The sequence below is a fragment of the Citrobacter sp. CK185 genome (genome assembly GCF_030333565.1).
Taxonomy (GTDB): domain Bacteria; phylum Pseudomonadota; class Gammaproteobacteria; order Enterobacterales; family Enterobacteriaceae; genus Citrobacter_B; species Citrobacter_B koseri.
Genome location: NZ_JAOWFR010000025.1, coordinates 351,081 through 374,195, shown reverse-complemented (window position 1 = coordinate 374,195; position 23,115 = coordinate 351,081). Strand labels below are relative to the sequence as shown.

At 55.2% G+C, this 23,115-nt stretch carries 21 protein-coding genes and 1 tRNA gene; 17 read left to right on the top strand and 5 right to left on the bottom strand.

Annotated features, from left to right (window positions below; all coding sequences use genetic code 11):
* Nucleotides 1–245: 245 nt before the first annotated feature.
* The 9 genes from OGV79_RS14360 (at nt 246) to agp (ending at nt 9,634) form a co-directional block, all read left to right on the top strand.
* Nucleotides 246–2,132, top strand: coding sequence for an FTR1 family iron permease (locus OGV79_RS14360; RefSeq protein ID WP_286468634.1), 1,887 nt, complete (start codon nt 246–248; stop codon nt 2,130–2,132).
* Nucleotides 2,133–2,172: 40 nt separating this feature from the next.
* Entirely contained in the window at nt 2,173–2,700 is a 528-nt protein-coding gene (locus OGV79_RS14355; RefSeq protein ID WP_012132914.1) for an iron transporter, read from the top strand.
* A 103-nt stretch (nt 2,701–2,803) separates the two neighbouring features.
* On the top strand, nt 2,804–4,183 hold the full coding sequence (locus OGV79_RS14350) for a Fe-S-containing protein (RefSeq protein WP_000119836.1): 1,380 nt from the start codon (nt 2,804–2,806) through the stop codon (nt 4,181–4,183).
* A gap of 2 nt (nt 4,184–4,185) precedes the next feature.
* The gene (locus OGV79_RS14345) at nt 4,186–5,469 is read left to right on the top strand and encodes an ABC transporter permease (protein ID WP_115614874.1); all 1,284 of its coding nucleotides are present in this window, start codon (nt 4,186–4,188) and stop codon (nt 5,467–5,469) included.
* The gene (locus tag OGV79_RS14340) at nt 5,459–6,589 is read left to right on the top strand and encodes an ABC transporter permease (protein WP_000729219.1); all 1,131 of its coding nucleotides are present in this window, start codon (nt 5,459–5,461) and stop codon (nt 6,587–6,589) included. The genes OGV79_RS14345 and OGV79_RS14340 overlap by 11 nt, the downstream gene beginning before the upstream one ends.
* A gap of 4 nt (nt 6,590–6,593) precedes the next feature.
* Nucleotides 6,594–7,289 (top strand): ABC transporter ATP-binding protein, encoded by a 696-nt coding sequence (locus OGV79_RS14335; protein WP_000117262.1) that lies wholly within the window; start codon nt 6,594–6,596, stop codon nt 7,287–7,289.
* Nucleotides 7,276–7,761, top strand: coding sequence for a TlpA family protein disulfide reductase (locus OGV79_RS14330; protein ID WP_012132911.1), 486 nt, complete (start codon nt 7,276–7,278; stop codon nt 7,759–7,761). Before OGV79_RS14335 ends, OGV79_RS14330 begins: the two co-directional genes overlap by 14 nt.
* 24 nt (nt 7,762–7,785) lie before the next feature.
* Nucleotides 7,786–8,271, top strand: a complete 486-nt coding sequence (locus OGV79_RS14325) for a hypothetical protein (RefSeq protein WP_000874189.1) — start codon at nt 7,786–7,788, stop codon at nt 8,269–8,271.
* A 121-nt stretch (nt 8,272–8,392) separates the two neighbouring features.
* Complete coding sequence (agp, locus tag OGV79_RS14320) at nt 8,393–9,634, top strand: bifunctional glucose-1-phosphatase/inositol phosphatase (protein WP_286468633.1); 1,242 nt, start codon at nt 8,393–8,395, stop codon at nt 9,632–9,634.
* 36 nt (nt 9,635–9,670) lie between these two features.
* Here the strand turns inward: agp and OGV79_RS14315 are convergent, their stop codons facing one another.
* Nucleotides 9,671–9,898 carry a YccJ family protein gene (locus tag OGV79_RS14315; RefSeq protein WP_047457633.1) on the bottom strand — a complete coding sequence of 76 codons (228 nt, stop codon included), beginning with the start codon at nt 9,896–9,898 and terminating at the stop codon, nt 9,671–9,673.
* Between the two features lie 20 nt (nt 9,899–9,918).
* Nucleotides 9,919–10,515, bottom strand: coding sequence for an NAD(P)H:quinone oxidoreductase (wrbA, locus tag OGV79_RS14310; RefSeq protein ID WP_047457630.1), 597 nt, complete (start codon nt 10,513–10,515; stop codon nt 9,919–9,921).
* A 385-nt stretch (nt 10,516–10,900) separates the two neighbouring features.
* On the opposite strand from wrbA, the gene OGV79_RS14305 reads away from it, so the two are divergent.
* Together OGV79_RS14305 and rutR are read left to right on the top strand one after the other, a co-directional pair.
* On the top strand, nt 10,901–11,074 hold the full coding sequence (locus tag OGV79_RS14305; protein ID WP_012132907.1) for a con-10 family general stress protein: 174 nt from the start codon (nt 10,901–10,903) through the stop codon (nt 11,072–11,074).
* Between the two features lie 201 nt (nt 11,075–11,275).
* On the top strand, nt 11,276–11,914 hold the full coding sequence (gene rutR, locus OGV79_RS14300; RefSeq protein WP_153258399.1) for an HTH-type transcriptional regulator RutR: 639 nt from the start codon (nt 11,276–11,278) through the stop codon (nt 11,912–11,914).
* Here the strand turns inward: rutR and OGV79_RS14295 are convergent.
* On the bottom strand, nt 11,911–12,306 hold the full coding sequence (locus OGV79_RS14295; protein WP_012132905.1) for a lysozyme inhibitor LprI family protein: 396 nt from the start codon (nt 12,304–12,306) through the stop codon (nt 11,911–11,913). The two genes, rutR and OGV79_RS14295, sit on opposite strands and share 4 nt — an antisense overlap.
* A 127-nt stretch (nt 12,307–12,433) precedes the next feature.
* Entirely contained in the window at nt 12,434–16,396 is a 3,963-nt protein-coding gene (putA, locus tag OGV79_RS14290; RefSeq protein WP_214143907.1) for a trifunctional transcriptional regulator/proline dehydrogenase/L-glutamate gamma-semialdehyde dehydrogenase, read from the bottom strand.
* On the opposite strand from putA, the gene OGV79_RS14285 reads away from it, so the two are divergent.
* The 3 genes from OGV79_RS14285 (at nt 16,395) to phoH (ending at nt 19,678) form a co-directional block, all read left to right on the top strand.
* Nucleotides 16,395–16,661: a hypothetical protein gene (locus tag OGV79_RS14285; protein WP_123907508.1), complete on the top strand. Its 267-nt coding sequence runs from the start codon at nt 16,395–16,397 to the stop codon at nt 16,659–16,661. The two genes, putA and OGV79_RS14285, sit on opposite strands and share 2 nt — an antisense overlap.
* 157 nt (nt 16,662–16,818) lie before the next feature.
* Nucleotides 16,819–18,327 carry a sodium/proline symporter PutP gene (gene putP / locus OGV79_RS14280; protein ID WP_024130454.1) on the top strand — a complete coding sequence of 503 codons (1,509 nt, stop codon included), beginning with the start codon at nt 16,819–16,821 and terminating at the stop codon, nt 18,325–18,327.
* A 562-nt stretch (nt 18,328–18,889) separates the two neighbouring features.
* The gene (gene phoH / locus OGV79_RS14275) at nt 18,890–19,678 is read left to right on the top strand and encodes a phosphate starvation-inducible protein PhoH (RefSeq protein WP_047457616.1); all 789 of its coding nucleotides are present in this window, start codon (nt 18,890–18,892) and stop codon (nt 19,676–19,678) included.
* A gap of 736 nt (nt 19,679–20,414) precedes the next feature.
* Here the strand turns inward: phoH and OGV79_RS14270 are convergent.
* Nucleotides 20,415–20,502 (bottom strand) — tRNA-Ser (locus OGV79_RS14270).
* Nucleotides 20,503–20,737: 235 nt separating this feature from the next.
* On the opposite strand from OGV79_RS14270, the gene ghrA reads away from it, so the two are divergent.
* The 3 genes from ghrA (at nt 20,738) to OGV79_RS14255 (ending at nt 23,078) form a co-directional block, all read left to right on the top strand.
* Complete coding sequence (gene ghrA / locus OGV79_RS14265) at nt 20,738–21,676, top strand: glyoxylate/hydroxypyruvate reductase GhrA (RefSeq protein WP_286468630.1); 939 nt, start codon at nt 20,738–20,740, stop codon at nt 21,674–21,676.
* Between the two features lie 86 nt (nt 21,677–21,762).
* Nucleotides 21,763–22,500 (top strand): phosphatase, encoded by a 738-nt coding sequence (locus tag OGV79_RS14260; RefSeq protein ID WP_012132897.1) that lies wholly within the window; start codon nt 21,763–21,765, stop codon nt 22,498–22,500.
* Between the two features lie 23 nt (nt 22,501–22,523).
* The gene (locus OGV79_RS14255) at nt 22,524–23,078 is read left to right on the top strand and encodes a TorD/DmsD family molecular chaperone (RefSeq protein ID WP_012132896.1); all 555 of its coding nucleotides are present in this window, start codon (nt 22,524–22,526) and stop codon (nt 23,076–23,078) included.
* The last annotated feature ends 37 nt before the right edge of the window (nt 23,079–23,115 follow it).

The following is a 23,115-nucleotide window of genomic DNA, read 5'->3' as shown; positions in this document are numbered from 1 at the left end:
TTAATTCCATGAGAAAAACAGGGAGATAACGTCCCTTTTATCAACGCATAATGTGTGTGTTCATCACGATTTGATGAAATAAGTTTACATAACTTGTCGTCTGCTGACATTTTTATGATCCAGGTCATGTACAACGCGACAAAAAGATATAATGATAATAATTATCATTTGTATTCTTTGGCGGTGTGCACGTGCGTAACTTCCGTAACTCTTTGTTGGTTACTCTCTTTGGCTTGTTTATAAGCATGAGTGTCTGGGCGTCGACGAATTATGCGCCTTTGATTGAAGATATCGAGCAACGTCTTGATAAAACAGCGGAACTTTATCAGCAACAGCATACCGACGAGGCGCGCCGCACGGTACAAATGGCCTATTTCGAGGTATTCGAGAACCTGGAAGGGCCGATCCGCATCAACATTTCCGCGCGCAAAAGTTACGAGATGGAGAGCTCATTCGGTGAGATCCGTCGAATGATTGGCGAGAAAAAACCGCTCGCTGACGTTCAGGCGCGCATTGACTGGCTGAAAGCCGCACTGCGCGAAGTGGAACCGGTGCTGGATGGCGGACATCGTCTGGTGGCCGAAGAGCAGCACAACGCGCTGTCCAGGGACGACATTGCCGTTCACTGGCAGGAGAGTTTCAGGACGATCGACGATCTGCTGGCGCAGGCGGTCACTGAATATCAGGCCGGGAACTACAGCGTTGCCAGTCAGCACGTTCAACAGGCGCACTATCAGGGCTTTAAAAACTCTGAGATGGAGATGTCCCTCAGACAAAACCGTTCTGCAAAAGATGCCGCCGCCATTAACCAACAATTCTCATCCCTGATTGCGCTGACCGCGCAACCTGACCATCTCAACGATGTCTCTTATCAGGTCACTACGCTGCTACAGGATATCGAGGATATCTTACCCGGCTTGCCAACTACCCGTGACGATCAGCAGGTTGCCGCAGCGCAAAGCGCAGACAACATTCCGGCGGCGGACGAGGGAAATAACCGCACCGACTGGGCTGAGGTGACGACGGGAATTAACCAGAGCATTCAGGACGCGATAGCGCGCTATCAGGGCGGCGATGCGAAGAATGCGATTCTGGATATCCAGGATACCTACTTCGACCGCTTCGAAGCCAGCGGCATGGAAAACAAAATCGGCTCTCGCGATTCGGCATTTAAAACCACGCTGGAGGCGTATTTTACCCGCCTGGTCAGTCTGATGAAGGCCGGTCAGCCGGTTGAGCGCCTGAATGCGGAGGCCAGCGCGCTGGCGCAGGATCTGCAAAAAGCCGTGACGATGCTGGGCGAAGGCGAAGAAACCCAGTGGAGTCTGCTGCTCTATAGTCTGATGATCATCGTGCGCGAGGGGCTGGAAGCGCTGCTGATTGTGGCGGCAATCGTGGCCTACATGGTGAAAAACAACCATCAGGATAAGCTGCCGCTTATTCGTCAGTCGGTAATTGTGGCGCTGATCGCCAGCGTCATCACCGCCGCTATCTTCCAGATGCTGTTTACTAACTCCGGCGCCAGCCGTGAACTGCTGGAAGGCATAACGATGCTGATTGCCGTTGTGATGCTGTTCTTTATGAGTTACTGGCTGCTGTCCAAAGTGGAAGCGCGCCACTGGAAAGCCTGGCTGGAAGGCAAACTGTCTCATTCCCTGTCACGAGGCTCCCTGGTCGGACTATGGCTGACCAGCTTCCTGGCGGTGTACCGCGAAGGGGCGGAAACGGTGCTGTTCTATTACGCTCTGATTGGCGATGCAAACACGGTATCCGGCCATATGGCGATTGGCGCCGGTTTTGTGATTGGCTGCGTGGTGCTGCTGCTCGCCTGGCTGGTAATGCGTTACTCAGTGGTGCGCCTGCCGCTGAAACCCTTCTTTATGTTTACCGGCAGTTTCATGTATCTGATGGCCTTCGTCTTTGCGGGCAAAGGCGTTCTGGAACTGGTGGAAGGCAAACTGTTCCAGCCTACGTTGATTAACGGCTTCCCTGAAATCAGCTGGCTGGGGATTTATCCCTACGTGGAAACGTTGTTACCGCAGGTCGTATTGCTGCTCGCGGCGCTGGTGGCGCTGTGGGTGATGCGGCGCAAAAGCGCGGTTCCCGGGGAGACGATAAAAAATAACCCATAATCGTTGTATAGCCGTTGTTTTAGACGAGAGGATACGTTTGATGACCATGAAGAAAACCCTGATTGCCAGCGCAGTGATGGCCAGCATTTTCACTGCGCCAGCCGCGTTTGCTTTTAAAGAGTACCCGGCAGGCGAGCCTGTCACCATGAATGAAATGGAGCTGGCGGCCGTTTACCTGCAACCGATTGATATGGAACCGCGCGGCATGGGCTTACCGGCAGCAAAAGCCGATGTTCACCTTGAAGCGGATATCCACGCTGTAGAAGGCAATAAAAACGGCTTTGGCGCAGGGGAATGGATCCCGTACCTGACCATCAGCTACACCCTGGTCAACAACGACACGGGCGAAAAACAGGAAGGCACCTTCATGCCGATGGTTGCCAGCGACGGCCCGCACTATGGCGCGAACATCAAAATGATGGGCGTGGGCAACTATAAAGTGACCTACCACATTGAACCGCCGTCAAAAGCCGGGATGCATCGCCATACTGACAGCGAAACAGGCGTAGGCCGCTGGTGGAAACCGTTTGATGTGAGCTACGAGTTTAAATATGTCGGTCTGAACTAAAACCGACTAACCAACGCGCCAGGAGGATTCCCCCTTCTGGCGCGTTGGTCAGACCGATCATATGCCCGTCGCCTAATTCAACCCGCCGTACAGAGTCGAAGTTATGAGTTACTTTTTCGTCACGACGCTACAGGTCTTTTTCTGCATTGCGCTTCTTTCCGGTGTTCTCTGGAGTCGAAACGATCCTCCCTCTTTACGTCCACTGACCTGGACGCTGCTGACCGGGCTGATTGCCGGCGTGCTGGCGGGACTGTTTATTCACGGCAGCCAACCGGTACAACTGCTGCTGGTTGGGGCGGAGGTCATGGTATCGCTGCTGTTTGTCCTCAGTTTCTGGTGGGCTTCAACGCGTATTCGCTATCTGTGGCAGGGGATTCTGATTTTCGGCGCTGCCCGCCATTGGGCGCTGGACCCTAATCTGGGCGGGTTGACCAGTACGCATGTGCTGAATACTGACCTGCTGTTAAACCTGACGGCCGTCGTTCTCGCTTTTGCGATCCTCTGTCTGGCGGGCGTACTCTGCGCGATGTTGCTGCGGCGTATTCGTGGCCTGTACTGGCCGTTAACGCTGATTCTGCTGGTGATGATCTGGCTGCCGCTGAGCGGCAACCTGCTGTTGTTGCTGATGAAATTACAGGTTGTTCCGCTGGGTAAATCACTGCTGAGCTTCGTGGCGAAAGTCACAAATAACACGGCGCTGTATAACTGGGCGGGAGCCGCGCTGCTGCTGGCCCTGGCGCTGTGCTGGCTTCCGGCGCTGTTGCGGGCTTTTCGACAGACGCGGGAAACCGAAGAACCGATCGCTCACCGTCTGGCGCTGGCGCAGCGTCGCAACGCTTTACGGCTGTGGCTGGTCACAATCGGCTGCGCGGTGGTCGTTATCGCAGGCCAGCTGTGGTGGGATAAAGTGGCCTCGCAGCCGCCGCAACTCTCTGAAGCCGTGCCCGTAACGCTGGGGAGCGATGGCATGGTGCGCCTGCCGGTCGAACAGCTTCGTGACGGTAAACTGCATCGTTTCGTCTGGGTGGCGGACGATGGCAAAGCGGTGCGCTTCTTCGTGATTAACCGCTATCCCGACAAGCTGCGTTTTGGCGTGGTGTTCGACGCCTGCCTGCTGTGCGGCGATCAGGGTTATGTCATGGAGGGCAATCAGGTTATCTGCGTCGCCTGCGGAGTGCATATTTTTATTCCGTCTATCGGCAAGGCCGGTGGCTGTAACCCGGTGCCGATTGAAAACTGGCACAATGATGAAAAAGAGCTGGTGATCCCCGGTAAAGAACTGGCGACAGGGGTGAACTACTTCTCGACGGTCATGACCATTAAAGTGACCGATCCGGTCGATGGTTCAACGTTGACCAATACCTCAGCCGATTACAAATACAGCTATGGCGGCAAGACCTGGTTCTTCTCGTCAGAGGCTAACTATGAACGCTTCCGTGAAACGCCGGAGCAGTTTGTTCCTGCCGACATGAGGGAGGAATAATCATGCTGTGGCGGATGTTACGACAATCCTGGGGGCGCAATTTACGCCGCAAAGTGCTGGCGATAATTACCGTTTTTCTGGCCTCCAGCCTGATTTCGGCGCTGCTGGCGGTGTCCATTGATATCGGCGACAAAATGTCCAGAGAGCTGAAGTCTTATGGCGCGAACATTTTGATTGAACCCGCCGGACAGGCTGCGCTGCCCGCGCTGTTTAGTGAGAGCAGTAATCCGCTTTCCGGTCAGGATTTTCTTGATGAATCCGAACTGCCGAACATCAAAGATATCTTCTGGCGAAACAACATTGTCGGGTTTGCGCCGATGCTCGGCGGCGAAGCCAGCGTGGAGGGAGAACCGGTGCGGATTCTGGGCACTTTCTTCAGTCAGCCAGTGGATATTCCTGATGAAGAAGGATATGAGACGGGGCAGAAAACGGTCAGCCCTTACTGGCAGGTGACCGGCGACTGGCCGCAGGAACCCGCAGGCGCAGAGCCGCAGACCTTAGTCGGGCACGCGCTGGCGCGGCAAATGGGCTGGAAACCCGGTGATAAGCTGACATTACGTACCGAAGGCGAAGCGGTGCAGGTCACCGTCAGCGGTATCCTCTCCAGCGGCGGCGATGAAGATAACCAACTGGTGATGCCGCTAAGTACGGTACAGCACCTGCTGGGGCTCCCCGGAAAAGTGCAGGCGATTCGCGTCTCGGCGCTGACGGTGCCGGAAAACGAACTGTCCCGCCGCGCGCGGGAAAACCTGGACGCGCTCAATGCCGAAGAGTACGACCTCTGGTATTGCACGGCCTATGTGTCGTCGATCGCGCATCAGCTGGAAGAGGCGATTTCCGGCGCGGAAGTGCGCCCGGTATGGCAGGTCGCGGCGTCCGAAGGGGTGGTGATCGATAAAATTCAGCTGCTGATGGCGGTCGTTACCGTCGCGGCGCTGGCGGCTTCCGCAATGGGGATCGCCTCGCTGATGACCAGCACCATTATGGAACGCGCCAAAGAGATCGGTTTGATGAAGGCGCTGGGTGCGCGACAGTGGCAAATTATGCTGCTGTTCTACCTGGAAGCGGCGTCCAGCGGGCTGGCTGGTGGTGCGCTGGGATGTATTGCCGGGTGGGGGCTGGCGAAAGCGATTGGCGTCATGCTCTTCGACGCGCCGCTTAATTTTGCCTGGATCGTGGTGCCGTGCGTACTGGTGATTGCGGTACTGATTGCGTTGATCGGCACCTGGTTCCCGGCCCGGCGGATCGCCCGACTGTATCCTGTGGAGGTGCTGTATGGCCGCTAAACGTACCATGCTCTGGCTGCTGGTGTGGCGGGCGCTGCGTCTGCGTTTTCAGCGGGTCAGCGTGGTGTTTGCCGCGCTGATGGTGGGGGCGACCATCGTGACGGCGCTTTCTGCCGTCTGGTTCGACATTAACACCAAAATGAGCGAAGAACTGCGCACCTTCGGCGCGAATTTTTACATCGGGCCGGGGCACGGTTCCAGTATGCCGCAGCAGGAGTTGCAGAGCATTCTCGATCAGGCGCCGCAGGGGCTGGTGCATGGCGCCAGTCCGTGGTTGTACGGCATGGCGCGTACCGAGCTGGAAAAAGTGGTGATGGTTGGCGTGTGGTTCGAGTCGCTGCAAAAACTGGTGCCGTACTGGCAGGTCACCGGTAGCTGGATTGGCGTCAGCTTTGACGACCGTAATGCGATGATCGGCGTCAAACTGGCGGAACGCCTCAACGTGCAGCCGGGCGACAGCATCACGCTGGTGGATCACAATCAGCGTAAGAATTTGCAGATTAAAGGCATTGTGGAGTCTGGCGATGCGACGGACAACATGCTGATCGTCAGCCTCGATGTGGCGCAGGCCTGGCTGCATCAGCCGGGCAAAATCAGCCACGGCTTGTTGAGCGTCAGTAACGATGTCGGCCAGGTGGAGAACTACGCCAGCCGGTTGCAGGCGCAGTATCCTGACCTGGAGATTCGTCCGGTGCGTAAGGTCTCTGCTTCCGAAGGGCAGGTGCTGGATAAAATTAAAGGTCTGATGGGACTGGTCTCGATCGTGATTCTGGCGCTCTCTTCGCTGTGCGTGAATACCACGCTGATGGCGATTGTCGGCGAGCGGGCGCGCGAGTTTGCGCTGCAAAAAGCGCTTGGTTCCAGCAACGGCGATATTGTGCGGCAAATTCTGCTGGAAACCAGCATCATCGCGCTGGCGGCGGTGGCGTGCGGCTGGGTACTGGGATATTTGCTGGCGCAACTGTTGGGATTAACGGTGTTTAATGCCGCCATTTCGCTGCGTCTGCCGGTGTTGCCCATTACTCTGGTGTTGTCTTTACTGGTCGCCATTCTGGCGGCGATTGTTCCGGTGCGACGCGCGGTAAGCGTCGAGCCTGCTAAAGTGCTGAAAGGAGAGTAGCGCCATGTCCGTTACGCATATCCCTCAGGTGGCGATCGAAACCCGCCACTTATACAAACGGTTCGGTGACGTTACCGCCCTGGATGACATTAATCTGCGCATTGCGCAGGGTGAATTTGTCGCCATTATGGGCGCTTCTGGTTCTGGTAAAACCACGCTGATGAATATTCTGACGTGCCTTGATACGGCGACGGAAGGGCAGGTGTTTCTTGACGGCACCGATGCCGCCGCGCTGGATGAAGAGGGGCGTCGTCGCTTTCGCGCCGAGAAAATCGGCCTGGTATTTCAGCAGTTCCATTTGATCCCGTTCTTAACTGCGCTGGAAAACATCATGCTCGCCCAGCATTACCACAGCGTGGTGGATGAAGCAGCGGCGAGGAAGGTGCTGGAGCAGGTAGGGCTTGGGCATCGTGTGACGCACCTGCCGAGCCAGCTTTCCGGTGGTGAGCAGCAGCGTGTGTGTATCGCCCGGGCGCTGGTCAACGAACCGCCGGTTATTTTCGCGGATGAACCGACGGGCAACCTGGATGAAGAGAATGAGCAGCGGGTGCTGGATCTGCTCACCGATCTGCATCGTCAGGGGCGCACGATTGTGATGGTGACGCACAACCCTGCGCTTGGGCAGTTTGCCGACCGTATTCTGCGGCTGCAACACGGTAAATATCTGGGTGAGGAGGCCAATCAACATGCGCTGGCATAATGTGCTGCTACTCGCGGCGGCGATCCTGATAAGCGGGTGTAAAGAAGAAAAGCTGGCGGTCGGGGCACCGGCCCCGGCGCTGGCGGCGTTTGATCTGCAAGGCCAGGAGTCAGGCCTTGAACGCTGGCAAGGAAAGGCGGTGTACCTGAATTTTTGGTCTGCGGGATGCGGGGGGTGTCTGGCGGAAATGGACACGCTGGAAGCGCTGAGCAAAAAATGGGGCGATAAAGTGGTGGTTGTGGCGGTCAATACCGATCCTGAAACGGTCAGGATTAACGATCTGCTGGCAAAGCATCAGATAACCTATCCGGTGGTGCGCGATCAGCTCAACATTACCCAGGAACGTTATCAGGTGATCGGCACGCCGACCTCCGTACTGATTGACCCCGAAGGACGCGTTCTGGAGCTACACCAGGGTATGCGTAAGCCGCCAGAGTTAGAGGCCACGTTTGCGCGCCTGGCGGCGCGATGAACGACGCGTACGGAGAGATACCCAATGGCATTTATCTGGAACGACGAAAGCCTTGCGATTCTGCGGGAAAACGCGGGCATCCTCACGACAGAGCAGATAGCGCAACTGCTTCACACTAATATTACCGCCGTGCGGAATATGGCCTATCGGCTGAAACTGAGCCTTCGGGTGACGGCGTATAATCACCGACGCATAGCGCAGGTTCAGGCGCTTTATGCCTCTGAGACGTTGAGTCTCAAAGAGATCGCGGCGAAAACGGGGCTGACGGCCAGTACCGTGCAATATATCGTGTACGTGAAATCAAAAAATAAGCCTTACGCCACCACGGAATATGTCTCTTTTGAAACGGAGAACGCCGTTCATTACCGCGTGCAAAAAGAATTTGTCGATACGGAACGTTCCCTGCTGGACAACATCTCTGATAACACGCGATTTCGTGAACTGTATCTGACGGACGGCACTTTTTATTGCGCCCGCAATATTAAGTATGAGGTTTTTATCTCGGAATAACCGGAACACGCTGACCTGCCGGTTATCTTCTGGAATCTCCCGTTTTGCGAAACCGTTCCCGGAAAAATGTCATATTTCTGTCACACTCTATGAGGATTGATAACAACAAGAGGTTGTAGGGATGAAAAAATCGATACTCGCCGCCGCTGTGGCAGGGGCTGTTTTATTGTCGTCCGCCGCGCAAGCGCAGACAACGCCGGAAGGTTATCAACTGCAACAAGTGTTGATGATGAGCCGACACAACTTGCGCGCGCCGTTGGCCAATAATGGCAGCGTGCTGGAGCAGTCCACGCCGAATCAGTGGCCGGAGTGGGATGTGCCCGGCGGGCAGCTCACCACGAAAGGCGGTGTGCTGGAAATTTATATGGGCCACTACATGCGAGAATGGCTGGCGGAGCAGGGGATGGTCACGTCAGGCGAATGCCCGACGCCGGACATGGTATATACCTATGCCAACAGTCTGCAACGCACCGTTGCGACGGCACAATTCTTTATCACCGGCGCTTTCCCTGGGTGCGATATTCCGGTACATCATCAGGAAAAAATGGGCACGATGGACCCAACGTTTAATCCGGTGATCACCGATGACTCCGCGGCGTTTAGCCAGAAAGCGGTGCAGGCGATGGAAAAAGAGCGCAGCCAGATGCAGCTTGATGACAGCTATCAACTGCTGGCGCAGATGACGGACTACAAAGATTCACCGTCCTGCAAAGAAAAACAGCAGTGTTCGCTGACCGAAGCCAAAGACGCCTTTAGCGCGAAGTATCAGGAGGAGCCTGGCGTTTCGGGGCCGCTGAAAGTCGGCAACTCGCTGGTGGATGCGTTTACGCTGCAATACTACGAAGGCTTCCCGATGGACCAGGTCGCCTGGGGCGAGATTAAATCCGATCAGCAGTGGAAAGTCCTGTCAAAGCTGAAGAACGGGTATCAGGACAGCCTGTTTACCTCGGGTGAAGTGGCGCGCAACGTCGCCAAACCGCTGGTCAAATATATTGATAAAGCGCTGGTGACTGACCGTAGCAGCGCGCCGAAAATTACCGTTTTGGTGGGGCATGACTCGAATATTGCTTCGCTGCTGACGGCGCTGGATTTCAAACCCTACCAGCTGCACGGTCAGTACGAACGCACCCCGATTGGCGGCAAGATTGTGTTCCAGCGCTGGCATGACAGCAAAGGCAATCGCGACCTGATGAAAATCGAATATGTGTATCAGAGCTCGCAGCAGTTACGTAACGCGGACGTCCTGACGCTGAAATCACCGGCGCAGCGCGTCACGCTGGAACTGGCGGGATGCCCGATAGACGCAAACGGCTTCTGTCCTCTTGATAAGTTCGATAACGTGTTGAACAGCGCGGCAAAATAGCAGCGGTTCTCCCCCGCGCAGGCGGGGGAGAAAAGGTCAGACATTTTTACGTTCGATGGTTTGTTCGCCCCAAAATAGCGAATCTTTATCCGTCTTCTCAAAGGCTTTAAGCAACACTTCGTCGCTGCCTTCCTCCCAAATTTTTTCAGCCAGTTTCTCGTCATACTTCGCGACTTCAAAAATGGCTTCGGCTATTTCTGGTGATGTATTACGCAGACTTGCCCATTCGCCGACGTGATGAGCCTTCGCTTCTTGAGTTGGCATTCGAATCCTCCTGTTGAAGATTAGCCGTTGAGTTTTACTGCCAGACCTGCAACATATTCACCCTGATAGCGAGCGATAGAAAGTTCTTCCTGGCTTGGCTGGCGTGAACCATCGCCCCCGGCAATTGTGGTGGCGCCGTATGGCGTACCGCCGCGAACCTGCGAGACGTCAAACAGTTCCTGCGCGGCGTAACCGATAGGGACAATCACCATGCCGTGGTGAGCCAGCGTGGTCCAGGTTGAGGTAATGGTTTGTTCCTGACCGCCGCCGGTGCCTGTCGAGCTGAATACGCTGGCGAGTTTTCCATACAGCGCGCCGGATGCCCACAAACCGCCCGTCTGGTCCAGGAAGGTGCGCATCTGGCCTGACATATTGCCAAAGCGCGTCGGCGTACCAAAAATGATGGCGTCGTAATCAGGCAGTTCCTGCGGGGTTGCGACTGGTGCGTTTTGTGTTTTACCTCCGGCCTTTGCGAAGATTTCAGGCTGCATCGTTTCCGGTACGCGTTTGATAATGACTTCTGCGCCGTCCACCTTGTTTGCCCCTTCCGCCACCGCATGCGCCATAGTTTCGATGTGTCCGTACATGGAATAATAAAGCACCAGAATTTTTGCCATTTTGCACTACTCCTCGAGTTAACCGTGTCCGTAGCGATTCGCTACCTCTATTTAAAGATATGACGTCCTGGAGAGAGTGCAAATATCACAACCATTTCTTTGATTTATAACAAAATTTATCAACGTCGTTTTTGTTGCAAAATGATACATTTTTCGCCGTTCGGATTTCTTTAACCATAAGAGAGGCTTATTGATTTCCTGGGGGGATTATTCCTGTCCCCCTGACGAACCTGTTGCAGAATATTACGATTTACTGGTCAGTCGGGGTAACTTCGCTAAGCTTAGTTCCGCGTGGCAATAATTGTGGCGTCTGCCATATGCCGCGTGAGGAGATCTTCCTCAACACCGATGCAATATGATGTCTAATCTATGACGGAGGTCAGTAATGGCAAACCATCGGGGCGGTTCCGGTAATTTTGCGGAAGACCGCGAAAGAGCATCAGAAGCAGGTCGTAAAGGTGGCCAGCACAGCGGGGGCAACTTTAAGAATGACCCGCAGCGTGCATCAGAAGCAGGCAAAAAAGGGGGCAAAAGCAGTCACGGTAACCGTAACAGCTAGCCTGTAAGTTAACGCCATAATGTTTAGCGCATGCCGCTGGTAAACGTTATGATGCCACCGCCGCCGGTTCCTCCGGCGGTTTTTTTGTCCGTAAGATTGAAGTGTCGCAGCAGGCGACGCAAACTAAGCGTCCTGACGTTCAAAAAGAAAAAAGCGCCGTTGCCACGGTATCCTGGCGGCAATAAAACAAGGAGAGGGCGCATGGTTCAACGCGCAGAGAAAAAAACAGGTAAACGTTCACAGGCCGTCAGCGCCAAGCGGCAGGCGATTTTAACTGCTGCATTAAACACGTTTTCCCAGTACGGTATTCATGGCTCACGTCTGGAGCAGGTGGCTGAGCAGGCGGGAGTGTCCAAAACCAATTTGCTCTATTATTACCCGTCGAAAGAGGCGCTTTATGTCGCCGTACTGCGGCAAATCCTTGATATCTGGCTGGCGCCGTTAAAGGCCTTTCGTGAAGATTTCGCGCCGCTGGTGGCGATCAAAGAGTACATCCGTCTTAAACTGGAGGTCTCCCGTGATTATCCGCAGGCTTCCCGGCTTTTTTGCATGGAGATGCTGGCGGGCGCGCCGTTGCTGATGGAAGAACTGACCGGGGATTTGAAGGCGCTGATTGACGAAAAATCGACATTGATTGCCGGATGGGTAAACAGTGGAAAACTGGCGCCCGTCGATCCGCATCACCTGATCTTTATGATTTGGGCTTCAACGCAGCATTACGCCGATTTTGCGCCTCAGGTCGAAGCGGTAACGGGCGCAACGCTGCGTGATGAAGCCTTTTTCAATCAAACGGTCGAAAGCGTACAGCGGATGATTATTGAAGGCATTCGCGTACGTTAACCGGCAGGCGGCAACGGACAGCTCAAATCACCTTCCTCACATTGCAGCAGCGAAGCTAAAAACGCTTCGCGTTCGTCCGTTTTGTCCGTCATGCACTGGCTGGCGATCATCGGCTGTATACTGCCGCCTTCCGTGCCGGAACTGACCAGCGCGCAGTCGGCGTCCCGCAGGGCAATCCAGGCGATTTGCGCTTTTTTCAGCAAGTCACGCTGCGGCGGTTCGGCGCGTTTTAGCGCATTCTGGTACGTCTCATTGAGTTTTTTATCGGCGGTTTGAAATTGCGCGGCGGCGCAGGTGTTCATCTCCATTTGCGTGCTGGCGTTGGCGCAGTCATCGGCCAGTGCCTGAGCGCTGAGTAGCAGCGCGGCGCATGTGAATATAATTCGCTTCATACTTCCCTCTGGCTCTAAAACATTGCCGGATGGCGGCTTTGCCTGATCCGGCCTACAAATGTGTTTTGTAGGCCCGGTGAGCCGTAGCGCCACCGGGCATTTTCCAAAGCCTTAATTAACCACAGCCTTAACCAATTGTCATCAGGCTGGCGTTACCACCTGCCGCAGCGGTGTTAACGCTGAGCGAGCGCTCGATATACAGACGCTCCAGCAGGATATTGGTTTCACCACGGGCAAAGCCCTGTACCGACACGATCGCGCCGTCACGGGCGGCTACCGCCTCGCACAGCGCCCGTAGCTGATCGGAATCGCCGTGGAAGATCACCGCATCGAACGGCTGCGAAGTCAGCGTGTCCGCTTTCGCAAACTGAATACGTTCACAAACCGCAGCAGGCAGGCGCTTCGCCAGTTCGCGATGGAAGGCATCGTCCGGCCACAAAATCAGACTCCCGACCGCTGTCACGGCGGCGACCTGCACCAGAGCGTCCTGCTCGTCATCAGCCAGACACAATACGCGTTCACGCGGCAGTAACGTCCAGGTATTGCGCTCACCGGTAGGGCCAGGCAGCAGACGCTGGGTTCCGGCCTGCGCCAGCTCGCTAAACTGCTGACAAAGCGTATGCAAAGCCGGGCGATCCGTCGCCCACCCGGTCAGCGCGTCAAGCGGCTGAGTCAGCGCGGCTTTAAGCTGGGCATCCACCGGGTAGTCCGCATCCTGACGGGCAAGCGTAATGCCCAGCGCGTTTTCCGGGCGATTTGCCAACAGACGGTAGAGATAGAGCGGACCGCCCGCTTTCGGCCCGGTGCCGGACAAGCCTTCGCCGCCGAATGGCTGGACGCCCACGACCGCGCCGACCATATTACGGTTGACGTACAGGTTGCCTGCGTGCGCTGAACCGGTGACCTGCGCAATGGTCTCGTCAATTCGGGTATGTACGCCCAGCGTCAGACCGTAGCCGGAGGCGTTGATCTGCGCAATCAGTTCGGGAAGGTGGTTGCGCGTGTAACGCACCACATGCAGCACCGGCCCGAAGATCTCTTTTTGCAACTCATCAAAACTTTCCAGCTCAATCAGCGTTGGCGGAACGAAGGTGCCGGTTTGCCATTCGCGCGCATCGTCGCTGTTTTCACGTACGGCCTGGAATACCGGACGACCTTTCGTACGCATCGCCTGAATATGGCGCTCAATATTGGTTTTGGCTTCGTTATCGATAACCGGGCCAATGTCGGTGGTCAGACGGCCCGGATTGCCCATGCGGCATTCCGCCATTGCCCCGCGCAGCATTTTCAGGGTGTGGTCGGCGATATCATCCTGCAAGCACAGTATGCGCAGCGCCGAGCAGCGCTGCCCGGCACTGTCAAACGCAGATGCCAGCACATCCACAACCACCTGCTCGGTAAGGGCGGAGGAGTCCACGATCATGGCGTTCATCCCGCCGGTTTCCGCAATCAGCGGAATCGGGCGACCCTGCGCATCCAGACGGGTGGCGATATTACGCTGCAATAAGCTGGCGACTTCGGTCGAGCCGGTAAACATCACGCCGCGTACTCGCTCGTCGGAGGTTAACTGCGCCCCAACGGTTTCACCCTGGCCGGGCAGCAACTGCACTACGCCCGGCGGAACACCGGCTTCCAGTAAGATGGCGATGCCCTGGGCGGCAATCAGCGGCGTTTGTTCCGCCGGTTTCGCGAGGACGCTGTTGCCCGCCGCCAGCGCAGCGGCAATTTGTCCGGTGAAGATGGCCAGCGGGAAGTTCCACGGGCTGATACAGACGACCGGGCCTAAAGGACGATGCGTTTCGTTATCAAAGTCATCGCGTACCTGCCCGGCGTAGTAGTGAAGGAAATCCACCGCTTCGCGTACTTCTGCAATGGCATTACTGAAGGTTTTCCCGGCTTCACGAACCAGAATGCCAATCAGCTGTTGCATTTGGCCTTCCATTAATACCGCCGCGCGTTGCAGGATGGCGGCGCGTTCCTGCGGTGGCGTGGCAAACCAGATAGGGGCGTTGTTAACCGCGTTTTGCAGCGCTTGTTCAACGTCCGCAGCGCTGGCTTCGCGCACGTAGCCGACGATGTCTTTCGGCTCTGCCGGGTTGATCACCGGCGTCATCTCTCCGTCAGCGACCGGCTGTTCCAGCATCGGTTTGGCCTGCCATTTTTGCAGCGCATTGTTCAACAGGGCGGAGGAGAGGGAGGCCAGACGGTGTTCGTTCGCCAGATCCAACCCGCCGGAGTTTTCCCGGCCTTGTCCGTAGAGGTCGCGAGGCAGCGGGATTTTCGGATGCGGTAAGCCGGTTTGCCCTTCTTGCTGCGCCAGTTTTTCCACGGCCTCCACCGGGTCGGCGACCAGTTCATCCAGCGGTAGCGTGGCGTCGGCAATACGGTTAACGAAGGAGGTGTTAGCGCCGTTTTCCAGCAGGCGGCGCACCAGATACGCCAGCAGCGTTTCATGCGTGCCGACCGGGGCATAAATACGACACGGACGGTTGAGTTTGCCATCCGCCACTTTACCGGTGACCTGCTCGTACAGCGGTTCGCCCATGCCGTGCAGACACTGGAATTCATACTGGCCCGGATAGTAGTTCTGCCCCGCCAGTTGATAAATCGCCGCCAGAGTATGGGCGTTATGGGTCGCAAACTGCGGGTAAATCAGATTCGGTACGGCGAGCAGTTTTTTCGCGCAGGCCAGATAAGAAACGTCGGTATAGACCTTGCGGGTGTAAACCGGGTATCCCTCCAGTCCGTCCATTTGGGCGCGTTTGATTTCACTGTCCCAGTATGCGCCTTTCACCAGGCGGATCATCAGGCGACGACGGCTACGCGTGGCGAGATCGATCAGATAATCAATCACAAACGGGCAGCGTTTCTGATAAGCCTGAATTACGAAACCGATGCCGTTCCAGCCAGCCAGTTCCGGCTCAAAACAAAGTTTTTCCAGCAGGTCGAGGGAGATTTCCAGACGGTCAGCTTCTTCGGCGTCGATGTTGATGCCGATATCATACTGACGCGCCAGCAGCGTCAGTGATTTCAGGCGCGGATACAGCTCCTCCATCACGCGGTCATACTGCGCGCGGCTGTAGCGCGGGTGCAGGGCGGAAAGCTTGATGGAGATCCCCGGCCCTTCATAAATTCCGCGTCCGTTAGACGCTTTGCCAATGGCGTGAATAGCCTGCTGATACGAAACCATATAAGCCTGCGCATCGGCGGCGGTCAGCGCCGCTTCGCCTAACATATCGTAGGAGTAGCGGAAGCCCTTGTCTTCCAGCTTACGCGCATTCGCCAGCGCTTCGGCGATGGTTTCGCCGGTGACGAACTGCTCGCCCATCAGGCGCATTGCCATGTCAACGCCTTTGCGGATCAGCGGCTCGCCGCTCTTACCGATAATCCGGTTCAGCGAGCGAGAGAGACTGGCTTCGTTGTGGGTAGAAACCAGCTTGCCGGTAAACAACAGACCCCAGGTGGCGGCATTAACAAACAGCGACGGGCTGCGGCCAATATGCGACTGCCAGTTGCCGTTGCTGATTTTGTCGCGGATGAGCGCGTCACGCGTCGCTTTATCCGGGATACGCAGCAGCGCTTCCGCAAGGCACATCAGCGCGACGCCTTCCTGTGAGGAGAGGGAGAACTCCTGCAACAGCCCCTGTACCATCCCGGCGCGACCGCTGGCCGTTTTCTGGTTACGCAGTTTCTCCGCCAGTTGATAGGCCAGCTTGTGGGCCTGCTCAGCCACCGGCTGCGGCAGACGCGCCTGCTCCATTAACATCGGCACCGCATCGGTTTCGGCGCGACGGTAAGCTGCGGTAATCGCGGCGCGGGAGACCGACTGAGGCAAGATCTGCTCGGCAAACTCAAGGAAAGGCTGGTGGTTTTCTTCCTGCTGTGCGGTTGACTCATCGCCTTCATTGGCGGCGCCAGCCAGCAGGGCGGGCAACTCCGGTAACGCCTCGTCGCTTTCCAGTTTTTCCAGATAATTAAAGATTGCCTGTTTGATCAGCCAGTGTGGGGTGCGATCAATTCGTGTTGCTGCTGTTTTAATACGTTCGCGCGTCGCGTCGTCCAGCTTAACCCCCATCGTGGTGGTTCCCATGCCGTCTACTCCTGTTGTTCTGATATGTGCTGCTGATAGTTATCGAGAAATATCCACCATGTTGCAACTTTGTGCAACCTCGTTAAATGTGACCTGCCTTGCAAGCTTAAAAATGAATGAAATGTTAAAGGAAGAGACGCTTCTGGATGGGATAAAAACAATAACCAAATCTTTTTCTCTGCGGCAGTTAACACTTTTGAAAGGTGCAACCTTAAAAAATGTGAGAGAGTGCAACCTGGAGAAAAATAGTATCCCACCCGAATAAAATTTGATGTAAATGATGTGTTAAATCGATTGTGAATGACCACCGCTTCCGGCAGGATACGGTCGCCCTGGTAAACATAAACACCATTGCCACGTTCCGGCAGGGTATAAAACGGCAGCTCTTATTATTGCCGGCACATAAAATCTGGAGACTTTTGATGGCTATTAGCACACCGATGTTGGTGACGTTTTGTGTCTATATCTTTGGCATGATATTGATAGGGTTTATTGCATGGCGTTCGACCAAAAACTTTGATGACTATATTCTCGGCGGCCGCAGCCTTGGGCCGTTTGTGACGGCATTATCCGCTGGCGCATCTGATATGAGCGGCTGGCTGCTGATGGGTCTGCCGGGGGCGATTTTCCTGTCGGGGATTTCTGAAAGCTGGATCGCGATTGGTCTGACGTTAGGGGCATGGATTAACTGGAAACTGGTGGCGGGACGTTTACGCGTCCACACTGAATTTAATGATAACGCCCTGACTCTGCCGGATTATTTTACCGGGCGTTTTGAAGATAAAAGTCGCGTTCTGCGCATTATCTCTGCCCTGGTTATCCTGCTGTTTTTCACCATTTATTGCGCATCGGGGATTGTGGCAGGGGCGCGTCTGTTTGAAAGCACCTTTGGCATGAGCTATGAAACCGCGCTGTGGGCGGGGGCGGCAGCCACCATTATCTACACCTTTATTGGCGGCTTCCTGGCCGTGAGCTGGACCGACACCGTCCAGGCCAGCCTGATGATTTTCGCCCTGATTCTGACGCCTGTTATGGTGATCATCAGCGTCGGCGGTTTTGGTGACTCCCTGGAAGTGATCAAACAAAAGAGCATTGAGAATGTGGATATGCTCAAGGGGCTGAACTTTGTCGCCATTATCTCCCTGATGGGCTGGGGGCTGGGCTACTTTGGTCAACCGCATATTCTGGCGCGCTTTATGGCGGCGGATTCTCATCACAGCATCGTGCACGCGCGCCGCATCAGTATGAGCTGGATGATCCTGTGTCTGGCGGGGGCGGTGGCTGTCGGCTTCTTCGGTATTGCTTACTTTAACAATAACCCGGCACTGGCCGGAGCGGTGAACCAGAACTCGGAGCGCGTGTTCATTGAACTGGCGCAAATCCTGTTCAACCCGTGGATTGCCGGTATTCTGCTGTCCGCTATTCTCGCGGCGGTGATGTCGACGTTGAGCTGCCAGCTGCTGGTGTGCTCCAGCGCGATTACCGAAGATTTGTACAAGGCCTTCTTGCGTAAAGGCGCGAGCCAGAAAGAGCTGGTATGGGTAGGGCGCATTATGGTGCTGGTGGTTGCGCTGGTGTCTATCGCGCTGGCTGCTAACCCTGAAAACCGCGTGCTCGGTCTGGTGAGCTATGCGTGGGCGGGCTTCGGCGCGGCGTTTGGCCCGGTCGTGCTGTTCTCGGTGATGTGGTCGCGTATGACCCGTAACGGCGCGCTGGCCGGAATGGTTATCGGGGCGCTGACGGTTATTGTCTGGAAACAGTTTGGCTGGCTGGATCTGTACGAAATCATCCCTGGCTTCATCTTCGGCAGCATCGGGATTGTGGTCTTTAGCCTGCTGGGTAAAGCGCCGTCGTCGGCTATGCAAGAACGCTTTGCGAAAGCGGATGCGTATTACCACTCCGCACCGCCGTCGCGTTTACAGGCAGAGTAATCTGACCGCTGTCCGTTTACTTTCATAGCCCGCCATGCGCGGGCTTTTTATTCAGAATTGTGGCGTGTTTCTCTGTATGTCGATGAATGAAAGTATTAATTTTTACTATGAGCGTTCAGGTGAAATAATTTTGTAATATCTCTGTAAGAGACTATTGCCAGTGCAAAGGGGAACTTTAGTTAATGTATGGTAAATATGTTGTTGCATTAATGATAAATTATGTTGTACTAATACGTAATAGCGGTAGTTCCCGGCAGTGATGACACTTTTCACTATGGAGATCGCGAATGGTAAGGTCCTGTACTGGACACGTTTTTCGCAGTAACAGCAATAACTTATGCGGATGCCTCTCCTCCGGTAGCCCTGTCGTCACCGCTAAATTCCTCTCACTTCCTCTTTTTATCCCTGTTACTGACGCCGTATTCGGTGCGCGTAGCCGTGTAGGGCGTCTTTTCAAAAAGCAAGCTATGGCTTACAAGGAAGCCAACCCTCAGATGTTCGTGCGCATAATCGTGCCGCCAACGGCGCGTGTGATGTATACCAACAACTCAAGGTGCTATCCATGGGAAGACAAAAAGCAGTGATCAAAGCTCGTCGTGAAGCAAAACGTGTGCTGAGACGGGATTCGCGTAGCCACAAACAACGTGAAGAAGAATCGGTCACCTCGCTTGTGCAGATGAGCGGCGTAGAAGCGATAGGTATGGCGCGTGATAGCCGTGACGCCACACCAATCGTAGCGCGAAATGAGGCTCAGGAGCACTACCTGAATGCTATTGAGAGTAAACAACTGATCTTCGCCACTGGCGAAGCCGGGTGTGGAAAAACCTGGATCAGTGCGGCAAAAGCAGCAGAGGCCCTGATACATAAAGATGTAGACAGGATTATTGTTACCCGTCCGGTTTTGCAGGCCGATGAAGATCTCGGCTTCTTACCAGGCGATATATCCGAGAAGTTCGCGCCTTATTTCCGGCCCGTCTATGACGTGCTGGTGAAACGCCTGGGCGCGTCTTTTATGCAATACTGCCTGCGGCCTGAGATTGGTAAGGTGGAAATCGCGCCGTTCGCCTATATGCGCGGACGTACATTTGAAAATGCAGTCGTTATTCTTGACGAGGCTCAGAATGTGACTGCTGCGCAAATGAAGATGTTCTTAACGCGCCTCGGGGAGAACGTGACGGTTATCGTAAATGGCGACATTACCCAGTGCGATTTACCGACTCATGTTCAATCGGGGTTAAGTGATGCGTTAGCTCGCTTTGAAGAAGATGAGATGATAGGTATTGTCCGTTTCCATAAAGACGACTGCGTGCGTTCGGCATTGTGCCAACGAACCCTTCATGCCTACAACTGAAGCGTCGTCAGATCTCATAGCCCGGGAAACCGGGCTTTGTTTTTTGTAGGCCGGATAAGGCGCTTGCGCTGCCATCCGGGGATGTGCAGGTGCCCGGTGGCGCTAACGCGTATCGGTCCTGGGATGTTTTTGTAGGCCGGATAAGGCGCTTGCGCTGCCATCCGGCGATGTGCGAGCGCCCGGTGGCGCTAACGCTTACCGGTCCTGGGATGTTTTTGTAGGCCGGATAAGGCGCTTGCGCTGCCATCCGGCGATGTGCGAGCGCCCGGTGGCGCTAACGCTTACCGGTCCTGGGGTGTTCTTGTAGGCCGGATAGCATGTGCAATAGGCAAAAAAAAGCCCGTACTTTAGTACGAGCTCTTTTTCCGAATATGGCGGTGAGGGGGGGATTGACTCGCTTCGCTCGCTCTGCGGGCAGCCCGTTCTCTGCGTTCGCGGTCTGTCCAACTGGCTGCCGCCAGTTGTCGAACCCCGGTCGTGGGTTCTCATCCCCCCACAGCGCGTGCAACGTGCAAAAAAAGCCCGTACTTTAGTACGAGCTCTTTTTCCGAATATGGCGGTGAGGGGGGGATTGACTCGCTTCGCTCGCTCTGCGGGCAGCCCGTTCTCTGCGTTCGCGGTCTGTCCAACTGGCTGCCGCCAGTTGTCGAACCCCGGTCGTGGGTTCTCATCCCCCCACAGCGCGTGCAACGTGCAAAAAAAGCCCGTACTTTCGTACGAGCTCTTTTTCTGAATATGGCGGTGAGGGGGGGATTCGAACCCCCGATACGTTGCCGTATACACACTTTCCAGGCGTGCTCCTTCAGCCACTCGGACACCTCACCATATTGTCGTTCCAGTGTTGCTGGAACGGGCGCTAATTTAGGGAAATATGCCCCCGGCGTCAATCACCTTTTCTAAAAAATCGTGCAATTACACAAACTTCAATCAACATGCAGTTTAAATAAGCGGAAACTGCTTTTTTTGCCAGCATCTCTAAATTTGTTATGCTGATGATCCCTATGAAAATGATGATAATAAGTGCGAGTAAATTCCGCACAACAACACTCAGGAGTCAACATGGAGATAATGTTCTATCACCCGACCTTCGATACGGCCTGGTGGCTTAACGCTTTGGCAAAGGCGATTCCCGGCGCGAATATTCGTGAATGGAAACCCGGTGATAACGAACCTGCGGATTATGCGCTCGTGTGGCATCCGCCGGTGGAGATGCTCGAAGGACGGAAGCTAAAAGCCGTATTTGCGCTTGGCGCAGGTGTGGATTCCATTCTGAGTAAGCTCAAAGCGTACCCGGAAATGCTGGATGCCTCTATCCCGCTGTTCCGCCTGGAAGATACCGGCATGGGCCTGCAAATGCAGGAGTATGCCGTGAGCCAGGTGCTGCATTGGTTCCGCCGTTTCGATGATTATCAGGCGCTGAAAAACCAGTCAATATGGCAGCCGCTGCCGGAATATGATCGCGATGAGTTCACCGTCGGTATTATGGGGGCAGGGGTGCTGGGCGCCAAAGTCGCTGAAGCGCTCCAGGCATGGGGATTCCCGCTTCGCTGCTGGAGCCGTAGCCGTAAATCCTGGCCTGGCGTAGAGAGTTTTGCGGGAGCTGAGGAGTTAGGCGCATTCCTGAATCAAACAAGGGTGCTGATCAACCTGCTGCCAAATACGGCGGAGACGGTGGGCATTATTAATTCCGGCTTGCTCAATCAGTTACGGGATGGCGCTTACCTGCTTAACCTGGCGCGCGGCGTGCATGTTAATGAGGACGATCTGCTTGCCGCGTTGAATAGCGAAAAACTCAAAGGGGCGATGCTGGATGTTTTCAGCCGCGAGCCGTTGCCAAAAGAGAGTCCGCTCTGGCAACACCCTCGCGTGGCGATGACGCCGCACATTGCCGCCGTCACCCGCCCGGCGGAAGCCGTGGACTATATTTCGCGCACCATTGCGCATCTGGAGCGCGGCGAATCCGTGACGGGTCAGGTCGATCGCGTTCGCGGCTACTGATGACAACCCGGTTAGCGCCGGGTTTCGACTAATAAATGGCGACGATACCTGCTATCCTTGTCGGAAAACGACTACAGGAGTGAGTTATGTATCCCGTTGACTTGCATATGCATACCGTCGCCAGCACCCACGCATACAGTACCTTGCACGATTATATTGCCGAAGCGAAACGCAAAGGTATTAAGCTCTTTGCCATTACCGATCACGGCCCGGATATGGCCGATGCCCCGCATCACTGGCACTTTATCAACATGCGTATCTGGCCGCGTCTGGTTGACGGGGTGGGCATTCTTCGCGGTATTGAAGCCAACATCAAGAATATTGATGGCGAGATTGACTGCACGGGCCCGATGCTGAACTCGCTGGATGTGATTATCGCCGGTTTCCATGAACCGGTTTTCGCGCCGCACGATAAAGAGACCAATACCCAGGCGATGATTGCCGCAATGGCCAGCGGAAATGTGCATATTATCAGCCATCCGGGAAACCCAAAGTATCCTGTCGATATCACCGCGATTGCGCAGGCGGCGGCTAAATACCAGGTGGCGCTGGAAATCAATAACTCGTCATTCCTGCATTCGCGCAAAGGCAGTGAAGATAATTGCCGCGCGGTGGCCGCAGCCGTGCGTGACGCTGGCGGATGGGTGGCGTTAGGGTCGGATTCCCATACTGCGTTTACACTCGGTGAATTTGCCGAATGCCGGAAGATCCTGGATGAAGTGGATTTCCCGGAAGAACGCGTTTTAAACGTTTCGCCAGGACGCTTACTGAGATTTCTGGAATCGCGCGGTATGGCGCCGATCCCGGAGTTTGCTGAACTTTAATTGCTGATAACTGGAATATATCAATGAATGAGTTTTCTATCCTGTGTCGTGTGCTGGGATCGCTGTATTACCGCCAACCGCAGGACCCTCTGCTGGTTCCTCTGTTTACGCTGATCCGCGAGGGTAAATTGTCGGCAAGCTGGCCGCTGGAGCAGGATGAGCTTCTGGCGCGGTTGCAAAAAAGTTGCGACATGACCCAACTGGCGGCAGACTACAATGCGCTGTTTGTCGGCGACGAGTGCGCCGTGTCGCCTTATCGTAGCGCCTGGGTGGAAGGGGCGAAGGAATCCGATGTTCGCGCGTTTCTTTCCGCTCGCGGTATGCCGTTGGCGGATACCCCTGCCGACCATATCGGTACGCTGCTGCTGGCCGCCTCCTGGCTGGAGGATCAGTCTGCTGAAGATGAGAGCGAAGCGCTGGAAACGCTGTTTATTGAATACCTGCTTCCCTGGTGCGGTACTTTCCTTGGCAAAGTGGAAGCCCATGCCGCGACGCCATTCTGGCGTACGATGGCGCCGTTGACGCGCGATGCGATCGGCGCAATGTGGGATGAGTTACAGGAAGGCGCTGAAGAGTAAGTGTGATCATGGTCACTTTGTTATGCAACGTGATTAA